The organism is Oscillospiraceae bacterium, from assembly GCA_015065085.1.
Taxonomy (GTDB): domain Bacteria; phylum Bacillota; class Clostridia; order Oscillospirales; family SIG627; genus SIG627.
In genome coordinates this window covers 22,069-38,661 of record SVQW01000003.1, presented here as the reverse complement: position 1 = coordinate 38,661, position 16,593 = coordinate 22,069, and the positions used below count along the sequence as shown (strand labels likewise).

15 protein-coding genes are annotated in these 16,593 nt (G+C 44.2%); 11 read left to right on the top strand and 4 right to left on the bottom strand.

The genetic code is table 11. The features are described 5' to 3' along the window. Positions 1 to 255: 255 nt before the first annotated feature. Positions 256 to 1,134, top strand: coding sequence for a sugar phosphate isomerase/epimerase (locus tag E7588_03890; GenBank protein MBE6688406.1), 879 nt, complete (start codon positions 256 to 258; stop codon positions 1,132 to 1,134). 146 nt (positions 1,135 to 1,280) lie between these two features. Here E7588_03890 and E7588_03885 read toward each other — a convergent pair whose 3' ends face one another. Together E7588_03885 and E7588_03880 are read right to left on the bottom strand one after the other, a co-directional pair. After that, positions 1,281 to 1,487, bottom strand: coding sequence for a hypothetical protein (locus tag E7588_03885; GenBank protein MBE6688405.1), 207 nt, complete (start codon positions 1,485 to 1,487; stop codon positions 1,281 to 1,283). Positions 1,488 to 1,625: 138 nt separating this feature from the next. Then, positions 1,626 to 4,256, bottom strand: a complete 2,631-nt coding sequence (locus tag E7588_03880; GenBank protein MBE6688404.1) for a pyruvate, phosphate dikinase — start codon at positions 4,254 to 4,256, stop codon at positions 1,626 to 1,628. A 364-nt stretch (positions 4,257 to 4,620) separates the two neighbouring features. Here E7588_03880 and E7588_03875 point away from each other — a divergent pair, with 364 nt between their 5' ends. The 10 genes from E7588_03875 (at position 4,621) to E7588_03830 (ending at position 13,545) form a co-directional block, all read left to right on the top strand. After that, on the top strand, positions 4,621 to 5,766 hold the full coding sequence (locus tag E7588_03875) for an aminoglycoside phosphotransferase family protein (protein ID MBE6688403.1): 1,146 nt from the start codon (positions 4,621 to 4,623) through the stop codon (positions 5,764 to 5,766). A gap of 11 nt (positions 5,767 to 5,777) precedes the next feature. After that, positions 5,778 to 6,236, top strand: coding sequence for a transcriptional regulator NrdR (gene nrdR / locus E7588_03870; GenBank protein MBE6688402.1), 459 nt, complete (start codon positions 5,778 to 5,780; stop codon positions 6,234 to 6,236). A 59-nt stretch (positions 6,237 to 6,295) separates the two neighbouring features. After that, positions 6,296 to 6,523: a hypothetical protein gene (locus tag E7588_03865; GenBank protein ID MBE6688401.1), complete on the top strand. Its 228-nt coding sequence runs from the start codon at positions 6,296 to 6,298 to the stop codon at positions 6,521 to 6,523. Continuing rightward, positions 6,492 to 7,862, top strand: a complete 1,371-nt coding sequence (locus E7588_03860) for a sialate O-acetylesterase (protein MBE6688400.1) — start codon at positions 6,492 to 6,494, stop codon at positions 7,860 to 7,862. Before E7588_03865 ends, E7588_03860 begins: the two co-directional genes overlap by 32 nt. A gap of 22 nt (positions 7,863 to 7,884) precedes the next feature. Beyond that, a complete protein-coding gene (locus tag E7588_03855) occupies positions 7,885 to 9,321 on the top strand; it encodes an MBOAT family protein (GenBank protein MBE6688399.1) in 1,437 nt (478 codons plus the stop codon). A gap of 9 nt (positions 9,322 to 9,330) precedes the next feature. Next, a complete protein-coding gene (locus tag E7588_03850; protein MBE6688398.1) occupies positions 9,331 to 10,542 on the top strand; it encodes a hypothetical protein in 1,212 nt (403 codons plus the stop codon). Positions 10,543 to 10,947: 405 nt separating this feature from the next. Next, a complete protein-coding gene (locus E7588_03845) occupies positions 10,948 to 11,517 on the top strand; it encodes a D-alanyl-D-alanine carboxypeptidase family protein (GenBank protein MBE6688397.1) in 570 nt (189 codons plus the stop codon). Between the two features lie 138 nt (positions 11,518 to 11,655). Continuing rightward, positions 11,656 to 12,654: a LacI family transcriptional regulator gene (locus E7588_03840; GenBank protein ID MBE6688396.1), complete on the top strand. Its 999-nt coding sequence runs from the start codon at positions 11,656 to 11,658 to the stop codon at positions 12,652 to 12,654. A gap of 31 nt (positions 12,655 to 12,685) precedes the next feature. After that, positions 12,686 to 13,057 (top strand): sensory rhodopsin transducer, encoded by a 372-nt coding sequence (locus E7588_03835; protein MBE6688395.1) that lies wholly within the window; start codon positions 12,686 to 12,688, stop codon positions 13,055 to 13,057. Between the two features lie 59 nt (positions 13,058 to 13,116). Next, on the top strand, positions 13,117 to 13,545 hold the full coding sequence (locus E7588_03830; protein ID MBE6688394.1) for a hypothetical protein: 429 nt from the start codon (positions 13,117 to 13,119) through the stop codon (positions 13,543 to 13,545). Positions 13,546 to 13,595: 50 nt separating this feature from the next. Here the strand turns inward: E7588_03830 and E7588_03825 are convergent, their stop codons facing one another. Together E7588_03825 and E7588_03820 are read right to left on the bottom strand one after the other, a co-directional pair. Beyond that, entirely contained in the window at positions 13,596 to 15,146 is a 1,551-nt protein-coding gene (locus tag E7588_03825) for a sodium:solute symporter family protein (protein ID MBE6688393.1), read from the bottom strand. A 473-nt stretch (positions 15,147 to 15,619) separates the two neighbouring features. After that, on the bottom strand, positions 15,620 to 16,516 hold the full coding sequence (locus tag E7588_03820; protein MBE6688392.1) for a hypothetical protein: 897 nt from the start codon (positions 16,514 to 16,516) through the stop codon (positions 15,620 to 15,622). Positions 16,517 to 16,593 lie beyond the last annotated feature (77 nt).

Here is a 16,593-nt window from a genome sequence, read left to right as displayed (position 1 = left end):
CACAGCTATTTAGAAAAGTAAATAGTTTAGATGAAAATACATAAAAAAATTAAGATTTTGTCATAATTTTTGAAATACAGCGTGAAATATAACTGTATATTAACAGATATATTGCATAAACTACTGTTTTTTTGCCATTTATCCGGACGCAGTAATCGCAATGCAACTTTATTCTTGCGTTTACTATTGCTAAAACAGGAAAATGGTGATATAATTAATGCAAGCTGATACTTACAATAAAAAGGATGTGTTAGTATGCTTTTAGGTCTTGCATGTAACAGCTTTGGTGATTCCGGTTTTGCGAAATACTGGGGTGAAAACAGTTTTAAGAAAATGAGGGAATTCGGTTTCTCCGCTGTGGACTTCGGCATTCCCGGCAAATTTTACACCTCGTTTTACAAGTCTGATGCAGAAACAAGAAAAAAGTTTCTCCTGCATGAAAAGGCACTGGTGGAAGAAGCGGAACTTTATATACATCAGGCACATGCTCCTTGCCTTTCGTTGAGCCGACCGCTCAGTGAAGAGGAAAGAGTAGGTATTATAAATGATATAAAAGTTTCAATTGAGTCCTGCCCTATACTCGGGTGTGAATTCTTGGTAGTCCATCCGTTTATGCCGAACGGCTGGGAGGGCAGAGGTAAGCCTATGGCGGAGGATAACTTTAACAAAAACGTGGAATACCTGAGAAGCTTAAGTGATTATGCAAAAGAGCACGGTGTTACACTTTGCCTTGAAAATATGCCCTGTCTCGGATTTTCAATCAGTACTCCGGAGGAGATTCTGGAAGTGGTAAAGGCGGTTGACAGAGAAAACGTCAAAATGTGCTTTGATACGGGACATGTCACGGCATTTTCACGCTTTATGAAGGTTGGCGATGAAATAAGAAAATGCGGTGACGCAATAAAGGTGCTTCATATACATGATAACTATGGTGGTGCCGATCAGCATATTTTCCCGGGACTTGGTATGACTGATTGGACGGATGTTATGGCCGCTTTGAAAGAAATAAACTTTGACGGCGTTTTTTCGCTGGAATTGAATTTTCCCGATAAATTTTCGGAAAGCATTTTTGAAAACTTCTGCCGCCTTGTCAGCAAAATGACACATGACATTGTAAACGGATTACTGCAGTGAAAATATAAAAAATTCTTGGTTAACCCCGATGATGATACTTTCGGGGGGATGAGCAAAACAGATGCCGAAAATATCAAAAAGTAACCCTGCGGAGTTTCTTCCGCAGGGTTACTTTTTAATAAGACGTTTCAAATAGTTATGATTTTTCAGTTGTTCCCCAAAAGCGGATGGTCCCCGAACAATTCATTGTTGCACTCGGAACAATAAATAATCCAGTTTTCTTCCATGTTGGAGCTTTCTTTGACTTTGACATCCTTATTGCAGTAGTCGCAATGCAACGTTTTTGTTTTTGCACATCCCGTGATGGTAAGTAAAATGCACATAGTTACAAATAAGTATATCAGTTTTTTCATTTTGATTCCCCGTAACAGTTTTTATTGTGAGCAAAGTATAGCATAATCGCGAGTATATGTCAATAGGTAACGGATAATTCCAAAAAAAGACCTTGCAGAATTGCTTCTGCAAGGTCGATTTCGTTTTTGTAAATCCGATTATTTCGCGGACTTGATTGCAGCCTGAGCTGCAGAAAGTCTTGCAATCGGTACACGGAAAGGAGAGCAGGAAACATAGGTCAGACCGATGTTGTGGCAGAACTCTACGCTGGAGGGGTCGCCACCGTGCTCGCCGCAGATACCAAGCTTGATATCGGGGCGGGTTTCGCGTCCGAGGGTTGCAGCCATCTTAACCAGCTTACCAACACCGTTCTGGTCGAGTTTTGCAAAGGGATCGTTCTCATAAATCTTGGTGTCGTAGTAAGCATTGAGGAACTTACCTGCGTCGTCACGGGAGAAGCCGAAGGTCATCTGGGTAAGGTCGTTTGTACCGAAGCTGAAGAATTCTGCTTCTTTTGCAATTTCGTCAGCGGTAACTGCTGCACGAGGAATTTCGATCATGGTACCAACCTTGTACTTCATGGAAGAACCTGCTGCTGCGATTTCTTCATCAGCAGTCTTAACAACAACGGACTTAACATAAGCAAGCTCTTTGATTTCGCCTACCAGAGGAATCATGATTTCGGGAACGATGTTCCAGTCAGCATGAGCCTTCTGAACATTGATAGCCGCACGGATTACTGCGCGGGTCTGCATAACAGCGATTTCGGGGTAGGTAACAGCCAGACGGCATCCGCGGTGACCCATCATGGGGTTGAACTCGTGGAGACCTGCGATGATAGCCTTAACCTGAGCAACGGTCTTTCCGGTTGTCTTAGCAAGAGCTTCGATATCCTTTTCATCGGTAGGAACGAATTCGTGAAGCGGGGGATCGAGGTAACGGATGGTAACGGGGCATCCTTCAAGAGCTTCGTAAAGCTTTTCAAAGTCGCCCTGCTGCATGGGAAGAATCTTAGCCAGAGCTGCTTCGCGGCCTTCAACGGTGTCGGAGCAGATCATTTCACGGATAGCTGCAATTCTTTCAGCCTCGAAGAACATGTGCTCGGTACGGCACAGACCGATACCTTCAGCGCCCAGCTCACGAGCCTTCTTAGCGTCGGTAGGAGTATCAGCATTGGTGCGAACCTGCAGTACGCGGTATTTATCAGCCCAAGCCATGATTCTGCCGAAGTCGCCACCGATGGTAGCGTCAACGGTAGGAATAGCTTCGCCGTAAATCTTACCGGTAGAACCGTCGATGGAGATGATGTCACCTTCAACATAGGTCTTACCGCCAAGAGTGAACTTCTTGTTTTCTTCGTCCATTACGATTTCGCCGCAACCGGATACACAGCAGGTACCCATACCACGTGCAACAACTGCTGCGTGAGAGGTCATACCGCCACGAACGGTGAGGATACCCTGAGAAGCCTTCATACCGGTGATATCTTCGGGAGAGGTCTCAAGACGAACGAGAACTACCTTCTTGCCTGCTGCCTTCCAAGCTTCAGCATCTTCAGCAGTGAATACTACCTGACCGCATGCAGCTCCGGGAGAAGCGCCAAGACCCTGTCCGATTGGAGTAGCAGCCTTAAGAGCCTTTGCATCAAACTGGGGATGGAGAAGGGTGTCGAGGTTTCTGGGATCTATCATGAGAACTGCCTGCTTCTCATCGATCATGCCCTCGTCAACGAGGTCACAAGCAATTTTGAGAGCTGCCTGAGCGGTTCTCTTACCGTTACGGGTCTGGAGCATATAGAGCTTTTCGTTTTCGATGGTGAACTCCATATCCTGCATGTCACGGTAGTGGTTTTCAAGGTTCTTGCAAACTTCCTGGAACTGCTTGAATGCAGCAGGGAATTTGTTAGCCATTTCAGCAATGGGCATAGGTGTACGAACACCTGCAACAACGTCTTCACCCTGTGCGTTGGTGAGGAACTCACCCATAAGCTTCTTTTCACCGGTAGCGGGGTCACGGGTAAATGCAACACCGGTACCGCAGTTTTCGCCCATGTTACCGAATGCCATCATCTGTACGTTAACGGCAGTACCCCAGCTGTAGGGAATGTCGTTATCGCGGCGGTAAACGTTTGCACGGGGGTTGTCCCAAGAACGGAATACGGCTTTAACTGCGCCGATGAGCTGTTCCTTGGGGTCGGTGGGGAAGTCGGAACCAATCTTTGCCTTGTATTCAGCCTTGAACTGATTTGCAAGTTCCTTGAGGTCTTCGGCGGAAAGCTCAACGTCAAGCTTAACACCCTTTTCTTCCTTCATCTTGTCGATGAGCTCTTCGAAGTACTTTTTGCCGACTTCCATAACAACGTCGGAGTACATCTGGATAAATCTTCTGTAGCAGTCATAAGCCCATCTGGGGTTGCCGGACTTAGCGGACATAACCTCAACAACTTCTTCGTTAAGACCCAGGTTAAGAATGGTATCCATCATACCGGGCATGGAAGCGCGCGCACCGGAACGAACGGAAACGAGAAGAGGATTTTCCTTGTCACCGAACTTTTTGCCGGTAACTTCTTCCATTTTTTCAATGTAGGTGTAGATTTCAGCCATGATCTCATCGTTGATCTTGCGGCCGTCCTCGTAGTACTGGGTGCAGGCTTCGGTAGAAATGGTGAAGCCCTGAGGTACAGGCAGACCGAGAGAGGTCATTTCGGCAAGGTTAGCACCCTTACCGCCGAGGAGTTCGCGCATCTTTGCGTTGCCCTCGGAGAAGAGGTAACAATACTTTTTGCTCATTTTGAGTCCTCCTAGTATATGATATAAATTTTATAATAGACAAAATATACGAACCGTGTGTTTTTCACGGCTCGCACATGGGAAATTATAACACAAATTGATAAAAAAAACCAGTCTTTTGTTAAAATAAGGTTATAATTTACAAAAATTACGTCATTTATTAATCTATTGTCAAAAAATATATGTTCATTTTTCAATATGATAACAAAACTCACAACGATTATAGTGTCGTTTTGCGACTGTACAGCATAAAATGTAAATAACATTTTGCATTCATATGAACTATTGTTTACATATTAAATACAAATTGTTAATAACAGGTTGTTTCATTATTCTGTCGTATGTGGTAGAATAAAATGAAACCATGCATAAAACTCTCGAAAGGAACGAAATCATGGATACAGAATTGCTTGAAAAGAGTCTGGACGCGGTGCTTGGCAAATTTATGGTTAACGGAAAAAGGGTTGTAACCGAGCAACTGAAAAACGGTCACATAAACTGTACCTTCCGTATAACGGTCGAGGACGATGATAACAGTTTCAAGGTTTATGTGGTTCAGGCGATAAATACTTATGTTTTTAAAAATCCCACGCAGGTTATGGAAAATATAGGTGCTGTCACAAAGCACATTAAAAAGAAATATGACGATTACGGAATCAGCAGCTACCGCAAGGTGTTGGATTTTCTCACTACCGCCGACGGTAAGAACTATTATTCCGATGACAGCGGAAATTTCTGGCGCGCATATACTTTTGTGCATGATTCCGCGAGCTATGACATTTCCGATGACCCCAAAATAATATATAATGCAGGCTTGGCGTTCGGAAAATTCCAACAGCTTCTTTCGGATTTCCCTGCACATGAGCTGAGAATTACAATTCCGGATTTTCACAATACTCCCAAGCGTATGGACGATTTCTTCGATGCTGTCGAAAAAGACCCGCTTGGCAGATGCAAGGATATACAGGAGGAAATTGAGTTCTTCCGTCAGCACAGAGCTACGGCGTGCCGCCTTCAGAAGCTTCTGGATGAAGGAAAGCTTCCGTTGAGAGTAACCCATAATGACACCAAGTGCAATAACGTGCTCGTGGACGATACTACCGGCGAGCCTTTGTGCGTGATTGACCTCGACACCATAATGCCCGGGCTTTCGGTGCTGGATTTCGGCGATGCGGTTCGTTTCGCCTGCAATACTGCCGCGGAGGATGAAAAAGACCTTTCCAAAGTTTCTCTTAATATGGAGCTGTATGAAAACTTTACAAAGGGCTTTATCGGTGAGCTGAAGGGCTTCTTTGGCGAGGTGGAGCTTGAAAATATGGCTTGGGGAGCGCTTATTATTTCCATTGAGCTGGCTTCCAGATTCCTTAAGGACCATATTGAGGGCGATAAGTATTTCAGAATACATCATGAAAATCATAATCTTGAACGTGCCCGCAACCAGATAGCTCTTGCGAAGGACATGGAAAAGAAGTTTGACCAAATGTGCAGCATAGTTAAAAAGTATTCATAAGGAGAAAACGTATGAAATGTCCCGTGTGTCAGTGCCTTGAAAGCAAGGTGCTGGATTCCAGACCTGCGGATGAAGGCTCTACTATACGCCGCCGCCGCGAATGTCTTGAATGCAAAAAGAGATTTACTACATATGAACGCATAGAAACCATTCCGATGATGGTTGTAAAAAAGGATAATTCGCGTCAGCCCTTCGACCGTAACAAGCTGGTTGGCGGAATACGCCGTGCCTGTGAGAAGCGTCCGGTTTCAGCAGATGTTATCGAAAGGGCAGTGGATGAAATAGAAAGTGCTCTTACCGCGACCCTCAATTCCGAGGTCAGCAGTGAGTATATCGGCGAATTGGTAATGGATAAGCTCAAAGGTATCGATCAGGTGGCATATGTGCGCTTTGCGTCAGTGTACCGCCAGTTCAAGGATATAGATACATTTATGGAAGAAGTAAAGCTTCTTATGAAGGATAAAAAATAATTTACGGTCGGCTGTGTCCACATAGGGTACAGCCGATTTTCTGAAAAAGGAGCATTTGTATGAGGCTTGCAGAGATATTCACCTCTGATATGGTCATTCAGCGGGATATGCCCATACGTATTTTCGGTTACGGAAAAGGGCATATTAAAATTGAGCTTTGCGGTGTGACTAAAGAGCTTGACAATACAAAGGATGAAAAATGGGAACTGGAATTTGAATCCTTGAGTGCAGGCGGCCCATTTGAGATAAAGGTTGATGCAAACAGCGAAAAAAACGGTTCTTACTAACATTATGTCCGGTGATGTGTGGCTTTGCGGCGGTCAGTCAAACATGGAGCAACCGTTGTGCCGTACCGATAACGGTACGGAATATGCAGAGAATTGCCGCAATGAGAATATCAGATTTTTTACTGTTCCCAGGAGAACGCAGCGTGACAAAGCATATCCCAACTGGCATTTTTATTATTCAGATAACGAGGACACCCCGTGGCAGATATGCGACACCGAAAGCGCACAGTATTTTTCAGCCATAGGCTTTCACTTTGCAAGAAAAATAAAAAAAGAAACGGGCGTTGCAGTCGGCATTATAAGCTGTAACTGGGGCGGAACTCAGATAGAACCGTACATTGAAGAAAGCCTTTGCCGTAAAACACCATCTATACAGCCCGTAGTAAAGATTCATGATAATTCACTGGCCGGCGTGAACGATGAAGAGTATGTGAAAACATATGAAAAGCACATGGAGCGGAGAACATATTATAACAAAAATATCAGAGGAGACAGCATCTGCGATGTGAAAAAACTGGGACTGCGTGCAGCAGAGCTGTACCCCTGGGGCGACAGTGAGAACTGTGCCGAGCCGTACGGACGTTTTAACAGTACTGTCCCCGGAATACTTTATGAGGCGATGGTTTCGCGTATTATGCCTTTTTCGCTTAAGGGAGTTTTGTGGTATCAGGGCGAAAGTAATGCCAACCGCATGAATCTTAAGCATAACTGCCACCGCGACGGCTACGATGAAAAATATGCCGTTCTTATGCAGTGCTGGCGCGAAGGCTTCAAATGTCCTGAACTGCCGTTTTATGCTGTTGAATTAGCTCCTTATAAAACTGCATGGGACGATTCAAGGGATGAAGAAAACTATACATGGGCGTACATGAGAGAGCTTCAGATGAACGCCGCAAGGCTTGAAAACAGCTATATTGTTTCCGCCCAGAGCAACGACGACGGCTTCAGCATACATCCCACCAACAAAAAGGTCGTTGCCGACAGACTTGCATCCAGTGTACTTAAAAATACCTATAAAAGGAACAATTTCTCCGAAAGTCCGTCTTATAAGTCGGTAGAATTTGCTGACGGCAGGGCGTATGTGACCTTTGAAAATGGTGAGGGCCTGTTTTGCTCCTATGCCAATCCGTATATTTTTGTTTGCGGACAGGACAGAATTTTCCATCGTGCGCACTGTTATGCCGAAAATGACCGTCTTGTTGTTTGGAGCAAAGAGGTGAAAGAACCGTGTGCTGTGCGTTATTGTTACAGCGATTACTTTGTGGGTACTGTTTTTAACGGCGACGGTATGCCGCTGCACCCGTTCAGAACCGATGATTTTGAATTATTTGAATACTGATAAAAGAAAGGCAATTTAATTTATGTTATTTTCCTCTAATCCGTTTTTGTTCTTCTTTTTGCCAATAGTACTGTTATTGTATTATGGTATTTTCCGTCACATCAAAAATATTACACCGAGAAACATACTTCTGCTTGTTGTCAGCCTGTTTTTCTATGGCTGGGGAGAGAGGTATTTCGTGTTTGTTCTCATGGGCTCAATAATCATGAACTGGGCGTTTGGTCTTCTTGTGGATAAATACCGTGAGAATAAAAAAGCAGCGTATTTTATAATAACTCTGTCCTGTATTTTCAATCTTGCCATAATTTTTGTGGGCAAGTATCTTGTATTTACATTGACAAATGTAAATGCACTGTTCAAAAGTGCAATACCGGTGCCGGATATAGCATTGCCCATAGGTATTTCCTTCTTCACCTTCCAGGCACTTTCTTATGTTATTGATGTGTACCGTCAAAACGGCGAAGCACAGAAAAATCCGCTCAATGTAGGTCTTTACATCACATTTTTCCCTCAGCTCATTGCCGGTCCCATTGTAAGATACGAAACGGTTGCATATCAGATAAATCACCGTGTAGAAACGATTGACGATTTCTCAAAGGGTGTGTGCCGTTTTATTGTGGGTCTGGGCAAAAAGGTGCTTATTGCCAATAATATGGCAATAATTGCAGATGCAGTGTTCGGCACAACCGAAATGGCGCTTGCAACTGCATGGATGGGTGCTTTTGCATATGCTTTCCAGATTTATTTTGACTTTTCGGGATATTCCGATATGGCCATCGGTCTGGGACAGATGTTCGGCTTCAAATTTGAAGAGAACTTTGATTATCCGTACATTTCAACCAGTGCCACCGAATTCTGGCGCAGATGGCATATATCTCTGGGAACATGGTTCCGCGACTATGTTTACTTTCCGCTGGGCGGCTCGCGTGTTGAGAGCAAAATGAGACATGTTTTCAATCTGTTTGTTGTATGGTTTCTTACAGGTGTATGGCATGGCGCAAACTGGACATTTATAGTATGGGGACTTTATTACTTTGTTGTACTTGTAATCGAAAAAATGTGCTTTGGCGATTATATTAAAAATATTAAGAAAAAGCCCGTTTACATGCGTGCGTTCAGCCATGTGCTCACCCTTTTTATAGTTCTTATCGGTTGGGTTGTGTTCCGTGTGAACAGTCTTGGCGAATTCGGTAATTATCTGCAGTCAATGTTCTGTAATCCCGTAATTACGGATGATATGTTTAACGGATATTTCCGCGATAAAATAGTGATATTTTTACTTGCGGTTGTGTTCTCCATGCCGGTTGCACCGGTAATTAACCGGCTTTGCAGTAAGAATAAGGCGCTGTCGGTAATCAAGAGCGCGGTGTACCCCGTTGCTGTGACCGTACTGTTCCTGACTGCTGCAGCATATATCGTCAAAGGCAGTTACAATCCGTTTATTTACTTCAACTTTTAGGAGGCACAGATGAAAAAGATTAAAATAACCCCCGAACTCATCTGCGCTGTGATTTTTCTGATAATTATATTCCTTTTCGGAGCAACGACATTTGCAAACCGTGCGGGGCATATTTACAAGAGCATTGTAACACCGTTCAAATATGCCGATGGTTTTACAAAAACCTATGATAAGCTTCACGAGTCCTTCACCAAGCAGACCGAAGTGGATTCCTTTACGGAAAACCTCTGGAACAGACTTTTCTTTATAGATATTTACTCTGTTGCTCAGAGGGTTACACTGTCGGTAGTCAATGAGGATGTTTCGGAAACGGTTGTAAAGGACAATCACGGGCTTTTACATTTTGTAGAACCCCGCGTGGATACCGGAAAGTATGCCGACAGAATTATCGGTCTGCAGAATTCCATAGACGCTCCCATACTTTACGTTCAGGCACCGAATAAGAAACTTAAGGACTATACAAAGCTTCCGGGACATTTTGATAACTATTCCAACGATAACGCGGACGAATTCCTTTCCCTTATCGATGGCAAGGTGGATTATCTCGACCTGCGCAGTGAGCTGGAGAATGATGCTCTTGACAAAACACAGCTGTTTTATGTTACCGACCATCACTGGACTACTGAAACCGCATTCTGGGGCTTTAAGGAAACAGTGGAAAAAATAAAGCAGAACTACAATATAGACCTTGACCCGCAGGGAATATATACCGATATTTCCAACTACACCGCCGAGGAATACCCGCAGTCATTTTTGGGTGCACAGGGCAGACGTGTCGGACGCTTTTATGTGGGTGTTGATGATTACACCTTACTTTTGCCCAAGTTCAACACATCGTTTATCACTCTTGATACAATAACCTCTCCCGATAAGCCTGTAAGTCAGGGCGACTTTCGTGAGGCGTTTATCGATGAGGAAATACTTTCTTCCGATGATGTTTCGGCGAATAAGCACGCTGCCTATCTGACGGTGGACAGGGGAGAACTGATAATAAAAAATGAGCTTAATCCCGACGGCAAAAAGGTGCTTATGATCAAAGACTCATTCGCCATGCCGTATGCTTGCTTTATGGCACCTTGCACTTCTGAAACCGTAATGATCGACCTGCGTTATTTCCCCATGAGCAGAAGTCTTTCAGACTATATAAATGAATATCAGCCCGATGTGGTGCTGTTCCTTTACAATCCCGAGGTTTATATCGATATGATGTTTCGTTTTTAATCAGAGGAGATAAAAATGAGTAAGAAATGTAAAAAAGTTAAATCAACAGGCGTTTTGCTGGTGCTTATCTGTGTTGCACTGCTTATCGGAATAATTTTTGCCGTTAGCAGTATTTTCAGTACTGTCGAACCGATTGACAAAGAAAATGACGCACAGATAAACGGCTCAAATGCTGATGGAAATGACACTGACGTTCAAATTCCCGAGCAACCGAAGGATAATGAAGCGGACGAAAATGCGCCGGACAATGCTCCTCAGCTCCCCTCTCATTCCGAGGAGCCGTCGCCGTCTGTTCCGGAAATAAGTGCACCGCAGAAAGAGCCTGAAAAGGTTCCGGAGCAAAAACCTCCGCGACTTACATATCCGGCAGGCGGAGACCCCGCGGATAATATTCCGGTAACATCCATGGAGCCGTGGAATCTTGTGCTGGTGAACCCTTGGAATAAGCTTCCGTCGGATTTTGAGGTAAAACGTACACAGCTCAGTAACGGTCATTCGGTGGACGAAAGAGCATACCCTGATCTTCAGCAAATGATGGATGATGCCCGTGCAGAGGGACTTTCTCCCATCATATGCTCATCCTTCCGTACACAACAAAAGCAGGTGAGTCTGTTTACCAATCAGGTTAACCGTTATCTCGACAGAGGCTATGAGTACGACGATGCGGTTGCCGAGGCGGGAACGGCGGTTGCAATACCCGGAACAAGCGAGCATCAGCTTGGTCTTGCAGTGGATATAGTTTCGATAAACTATCAGGTGCTGGACGAAAAACAGGAGAATACCGCAGAACAAAAGTGGCTGATGGAAAATTCGTATAAATACGGTTGGATACTGCGTTATCCCTCGGACAAGAGTGATATAACGGGTATTATTTACGAACCGTGGCATTATCGCTATGTAGGCAAGGAAGCGGCAAAGGAAATCTTTGAAAAGGGAGTTTGCCTTGAGGAATATCTAGAAATGATACAAGAATAACTTTTGGAACTGCAAAAAATCATGTCTGATTTTTTGCAGTTCTTTTATGAAAAAATGTGAGAACGTTCTCACATTATATTGCATGTTTTTTTTATTTGTGGTATACTTACGTCAGTATATCGAAATGGAGATGACGTTATGACAACACTTAAGGATATAGCGCAGGCGCTTAATGTTTCTGTTTCCACTGTTTCCCGCGCTATTACCGGAAAGGGATATGTCAGCGAAGAACTGCGTGTCGAAATAGCCCAGACTGCCAAGCGAATGGGCTACAATCCGAATGCGGCGCAAAGGTATTCCAGACGCCGTGATGTGCGTGCGGTTGCTCTTGTTCTGCCGGATATTTCCGAGCTGTTTTTTGCAAATATCACTTCAGCGGTTGACAGGGTGCTCACCGATAACGGATATTCTCTCATGCTTTGCATAACCGGTGAAGACCCCGGGCGTGAAGATGAATATATTGATTTTTTGTGCAACGGAAATGTGGACGGCATTATCATGGCTACCGTAAGCGAAAAGTCTTCACGTCTGAAAAAGCTTATAAGCAGCGATTTTCCCATAGTTTTTATAGATAACTACCCTCAGTCCGAAATCAGCTATGACTGTGTTATCTGTGATAATTCCAAGGCAGGTTACATGGCGACCGAACGGCTTATTTCCCAGGGACACAAGCATATAGCGATAATTACGGGAAAAATGGGGGAAACTACGGGATTTGAACGTCTGGTCGGCTATAAAAGAGCGCTTTTAAAGCACAATATAGAAATCGATCAATCGCTTATTGAAATCAGCGATTTCACCGAAGAGGGCGGATATAGATGTATGAAACATCTTCTTGATACCCGCATTAACAAAATGACCGCTATTATCAGTGCATCCGGAAAGCTGACCTACGGAGCTATAAAGGCAATAGGCGATGCCGGACTCAAAATTCCGGATAATATAGCTGTGATGGGGTTTGATATACATGACCCGACCGGACTTATAAATCCCGGCATTACATCCATAATTCAGCCCGAAAGGGAAATAGGCAGACTTGCCGCCAATCTTGTAATGATGCGAATTGATGAGAATAAAACTCTTCCCAAGCAGAGAATAGTGCTTGAGCCTTCGCTTGTGCTTCGCGCAACCTGTTAAAACAAATAAATATATTCAGGAGGATAAACACATGAACAACGAAAACGGAAAGCTTAACTGGGTATTCGCAGACGGCGAACTTCCCCCGAAGGGTGACAATCCGGATTTTCCCGGTCATGAGTCGCTTATGATAACCAATGTCAACAAAGAGGATGCCAAGATAACTATCGATATTCTTTTTGACGATCGCGATCCCATCAAGGGTCTCACATGTACTGTGGGTGCCGAAAGAGTAAAATGTCTCAGACTTGACAAAAAAATCTGTGATCAGGAGTTCCAGATTCCTTACGGTCAGTATGCACTTGTAGTACACAGCAATATTCCCGTTGTTGCTGTATTCGGCAGACTTGATGTACGTCAGACCAACATGTCATTCTACTCTGTTCAGGGTTACGGATATTAATCGTTGGTAATAAAATCACTCCTTACGGATATACTAATACCGTAAGGAGTGATTTTTATATGCTTACCAATACAGAAATGCTTAATTGTATATTTCGCAATGTTCAGATGGGCACGGACAGTGTAAATGCCATTCTTCCGGATGTTAAGGATGAAAATATGCGTGGCGATTTATTTGTGCAGCTCAGAGAATACGGTGCTTTGGCTCGGCGCGCAGAGGAGCTTCTGGCAAATGAGGGCGAGAGTGCGAAGGATAACAATATCTTCAAAAAGGCAATGACAGAAACCATGGCAAAGCTCAATTCCATGAAAGACCCATCTTCGTCACATATAGCCGAAATGATGATAAACGGTGCAACTATGGGGGTCATTGATATGACACGCCGTTTGCGTGAGTACGGAGCACAGAGCGAAGCCATAGATACTCTGGGGCGTGACGTTGTGAAATTTGAAGAAAACACCGTCACAAAAATGAAAAACTATCTGTAAAAAACAGCAGCCGATTATTATATCGGCTGCTGTTTGCGTTGAATATCATATCATATTTCTGTAAGGGAATTTACGCTTTTTGTGGTTACCTCCAGGTCATAGCATGTAAACATGGCATCGACAGTTTCCTTGTTTTGCTTGGGCGTAAACATGCTGACTATGGGGACTATTATCAGTCCTCCTACCATGGCGAGAGCACCGCAGTTTATCGGAGACTGCAGGAAAGGCGGGAAGCTTGCTCTGAAGAACATATTGAGTACCATTATTCCGGAGCCGAAAATGAAGCTTGCCCAAACGGAAGCGCGGGACACCCATTTTCCGTACAGACCATACAGGAATGGTGCAAGGAAAGCACCTGCCAGTGCACCCCAGGAAATTCCCATCATGTCGGCGATATATCCCAATTTATCCTTGTTGATGGCGATGAAAGCGGAAATTGCGATAAACACTGTAATGAGTATTCTCATTATAAGAACCTGTTTCTTTTCACTCATCTTCTTTATCATATGGCCCTTTATCATGTCGAGGGTCAGAGTGGAGCTGGAAGCCAGAACCAGTGAAGAAAGCGTTGACATGGATGCAGAAAGTACCAGTATTATTACTACCCCGATGAGCAGATCGGGCAAATTTTCAAGCATTTTTGGGATTATGGCATCAAAGCCGCCTTGTGGTGTTGCGGCGGTGTAGTCAAGCCCCGAAATTCTGCCGAAGCCGCCCAGAAAATAACATCCGCCTGCCACAATAACTGCAAATATTGTAGAAATGACAGTACCCTTGGCGATAGCTTTTTCATTTTTGATGGCGTAGAATTTCTGTACCATCTGAGGAAGTCCCCATGTACCCAGTGAAGTAAGAACAACAACGCATAAAAGGTTTACAGGGTCCGGTCCGAAGAATGAAGCAAATCCGCCGGGTAACGCTTCGCCTGCAGGAGTTGCGGAGGGTACATTGGCAAGCGCAGCAAGTGATGCGGAAAATCCGCCGTGACCGTTCAGCACTGTGGCAATTACAGCAATAATACCCCCTATCATGATTATTCCCTGAATAAAATCGTTAATGGCGGTAGCCATATATCCGCCGGCAGTTACGTACACACCGGTCAGTACAGCCATAACGATAACGCAGGTGCTGTATGAAATTCCGGGGAACGCCATTTCAAAAAGTCTCGAAAGACCGTTGTAAAGCGAAGCGGTGTAGGGGATAAGAAAAATGAATACAATTATCGAAGCGACTATTTTCAAGGCATCGCTCTGATATCTTTTCCCGAAATATTCGGGCATGGTTGCGGTGGAAAGGTGCTGTGTCTGGAGCCTTGTTCTGCGTCCCAGAACTACCCATGCCAATAACGAACCGAGAAATGCATTTCCCAGCCCTATCCAGGTGGAAGCTATGCCGAATTTCCAGCCGAACTGACCTGCGTATCCGACAAAGATGACGGCGGAAAAATAGCTTGTGCCGTATGCAAATGCGGTAAGCCAAGGACCGACTGAGCGCCCGCCCAGCACAAATCCGTTGACATCTGTGGATTTTTTATGGCAGTACAGTCCAACTGCAATCATTGCTGCAAAAAACACTACCAAAAGAACAATTTTTATTACCATTTCAATCATCCTTTCTTTAACGCCGAGGAATAACGGTAATAAAAAAGTCCTCTGCGCTTTTTGCACAGAGGACGGATATACCGTGTTACCACCTCAATTTATCGGCATTTCACAATGACCGACCTCATCAAGTACCCCAAGATACTCTATCACTGTAACGGGAGAACCCGCCGTTGCCTACTCGGTATGTCCGAACCTTTCAAAACGGAGCTTTTGGGATGTATCCGACAAGTACTTTATCCGCGCCTCTCACCAACCGGCGACTCTCTGTGGATTGTTAAATGTCGATAGAACTCCGGGCCGAACGTCGGCAAAGGACATAATGCCGCGACTTAAAGAACTATTCCCAATCAACGCTTTTTGTTATTGCTTAGTATTATAACTTAAAAAAATGAAAAAATCAATGGTGTATTATCACAAAAATAAGGTACTTCATATGTGAGTTTTGCACCAAAAACGAAGATGAAAGAGAATCACTCAATGTCTTCGTTTACGATTTCCGGCGCTTGATCCAGAACCGACGGATTTTTCAGTATTTCACGCATGTACTTAAAGGCAGTGGCATAATAGTGACCGTCGCATATGCGCTCGTCCAGCACATAACTGAAATCAACAAACTTCTTTTCGATCGGAAGACCAAGCGGCCCCGTTGCATAATCGGTTCTTTTGGCACCGAAGGAACAGAATATCGGAACGTTTCCGAAGTTATACAGGTGATGGAATATGGCCGGAATACCAAGAGAGCCCATGGAGGTTATGAAGAATGAACCGTGGAACGGACTGACCTCCATAAGAAACTTCGGAAGCATGCCGAAATAATCCAGAAATTTGAGAAATCCCACCACAAAGCGCAGAATCAGACGAGGAAGCTTCATAAGTATTGCGGCGGTTTTGTCAAAATCACTTTCTTCCGACATGTCTTTGTTTTTTGCTATTTCTTGCGTGAAAGCGTTATAAACCGTGTTGATGTCGGCATTGGGCTGGAAGGTGAGCTTTATAACAGTGTCGGGAGCGTTGACATCAAGCACTTTTTTTATGGTCAGCATTGTTTGCACATTGTTGCGTGCATATATGCGCTGACCTGAAATGAAGCGGTTTATACCGGGATATTTTGCTACTGTGCGTATGTACGCCGCTATTACAACATGAAGTATGCCCAGACCCTTCATGCCGTCTTTGCGCTTTTGCATTATGTATTTTTCCATTTCCTTGATTTCAAGCGCTTCGGTGTACATGTTGGAGGCATCGTTGCGTTCTTTCATGATATACAGCGCTACCAGAGACATGGGGGAAACGGTACGTAAAAGTCTTCCGTCAGCACGGTCTCCGCGTCGACGCTTTCTCTTTTGATTGGCGGATGTTATTGACATATGTTACCTCTCAAAAAAATTCTTTACGTTATTATATAATGAATGTCGAAAAAAGTCAATATTTATTTAACAATAAA